This window comes from Nevskiales bacterium (genome assembly GCA_035574475.1).
In the GTDB taxonomy this organism is placed as follows: domain Bacteria; phylum Pseudomonadota; class Gammaproteobacteria; order Nevskiales; family DATLYR01; genus DATLYR01.
On sequence record DATLYR010000200.1, the window covers coordinates 1 to 2055 of the forward strand.

Annotated in this window: 2 protein-coding genes; both read right to left on the reverse strand. The window is 65.6% G+C overall.

The features are described from left to right. A partial coding sequence (locus VNJ47_12090) for a 2-isopropylmalate synthase (protein HXG29574.1) occupies positions 1–818 on the reverse strand: 818 nt, incomplete at its 3' end. A gap of 251 nt (positions 819–1069) precedes the next feature. Then, entirely contained in the window at positions 1070–1849 is a 780-nt protein-coding gene (pssA, locus tag VNJ47_12095; protein HXG29575.1) for a CDP-diacylglycerol--serine O-phosphatidyltransferase, read from the reverse strand. Positions 1850–2055 lie beyond the last annotated feature (206 nt).

The following is a 2055-nucleotide window of genomic DNA, read 5'->3' on the forward strand; positions in this document are numbered from 1 at the left end:
GAGGTCCTCAGGATGCGGGGCGTCTGGATGCCGTTGCGCACCGGGATCACGTCGTGGCGCGTGCGCAGCGCCATCACGATCTCCTCCAGCGAGGCGTTGCCGGCGCGCTCACCCAGGCCGTTGATGGTGCACTCCACCTGGCGCGCGCCGGCCAGCACCGCCGCCAGCGAGTTGGCCACCGCCATCCCTAAGTCGTTGTGGCAGTGCGTAGACCAGACCACCTTGTCGGAGTTGGGTACGCGCTCGATCAGCTGGCGCATGCGCTCGCCCCACTGCACCGGCACGCTGTAGCCGACGGTGTCCGGCACGTTGAGGGTGGTGGCGCCAGCCTTGATCACGGCCTCGAACACGCGGCACAGGAAGTCGATCTCCGAGCGCACCGCGTCCTCGGCCGAGAACTCGACATCGTCGGTGAACTGCCGCGCCAGCTTCACGGCGCCGATGGCGTTGTCCAGCACCTGGTCCGGCGACATGCGCAGCTTCTTTTCCATGTGGATGGGCGAAGTCGCGATGAAGGTGTGGATGCGCGCGCGCCGGGCCGGCTTCAGGGCCTCGGCGGCGCGCTCGATGTCGGCCGGGTTGGCGCGCGCCAGGCTACACACCGTGCTCTCGGTGATCTCGCGGGCGACTGCCCTGACCGCCTCGAAGTCGCCGGGGCTGGCGATGGCGAAACCGGCCTCGATCACGTCCACTTTCAGGCGCTCCAGCGCCTTGGCGATGCGGACCTTCTCGTCCTGGGTCATGGAGGCGCCCGGCGACTGCTCGCCATCGCGCAGGGTAGTGTCGAATACGATCAATCGGTTACGGTCAGTGCTCATGGCTCAAACTCCGCGGACCGGCCCGCAGGGCGGGCAGCGGCCTCAAACGACAAGAAGAATAACGTGGGATTTGGCGGATTTCGGCCTCCGCCGGAGGCACGGCTGCGTGGCTGCCTTACGGCAGAAGTCGCAGCGCGGGGCGGAGGGCAAGCGGCAGGCGGCCGGGCACGGACAGTCGCGGGCGGCGGGAACCCCCGACGGAGAGCGACTTGCAAGCGTGCAGGACCATGCGCACCACTATAGAGGAGCGCTCAGGATTTTCCAAGCGCGGCGCGGGCGCGGCGCCGGTCACGGAACGCCGCGATGGGCCCATAGACGATATAAACCAGGAAGATCAGGAACAGCCCCGGGGGGTAGAACATCAGCGCCAGGAGGGCCAGCACCATGGCCAGTACATAGCGGAAGGGCACCCGCTCGCGCAGCTTGATGTCCTTGAAGCTCGGATAGCGGATCCGGCTGCTGACCATCAGCACGCCCGCGGCCACCGTGACCAGCAGCGAGAGGAACACCAGCTGCTCGCCGTCGAAGCCGGCATCCTGCACGACCCAGACATAGCCCATGGTCAGTGCCGCGGCCGAGGGACTCGGCAGGCCGTAGAAATAGTCCTTGGCCAGGTTGCGGGCGGCGAGCACGTTGAATCGGGCCAGGCGCAGGGCCGCCATGGCCGCGTAGAAGAAGGCCGCGGTCCAGGCCAGCTGCTTGCCGTAGCGCCCGTAGTCGGCCAGCTCGTGCAGGCTCCACAGGTACATCACCAGCGCCGGCGCGAAGCCGAAGCAGACCATGTCGGCCAGGCTGTCGTACTCCTTGCCGAAGTCGCTCTGCGTGTTGGTCAGGCGCGCCACGCGCCCGTCGAGCGCGTCGCACAGCATGCCCAGGAAGACCGCCACCACCGCCGAGATGTACTCACCCTCGATCGCCGCCAGCGTGGCGAAGAAGCCGGAGAACAGCGTGCCGGTGGTGAACAGGTTCGGCAAAAGATAGATGCCGAAGCGGCTGCGCCGCTCGGGCGCGTCGTCGTGCGGTTCGTCCATGCCATATTCCTCGTGGACTACCGGCATTCTACACGGCAAAGATCAAACAGTTCTTGACGGGGTTAACAGGATAAAAACGGATTTTCAGGATCAAGAACGCTTCTTTGAAAAGCGCAAATCTCTTGCCTGTCAATCCCGTAACGCCTGTTGATCCTGTCGAATTTCCTGGGGAACCTCTGATCAATCCTCTTCGTCATTCCGGCGAA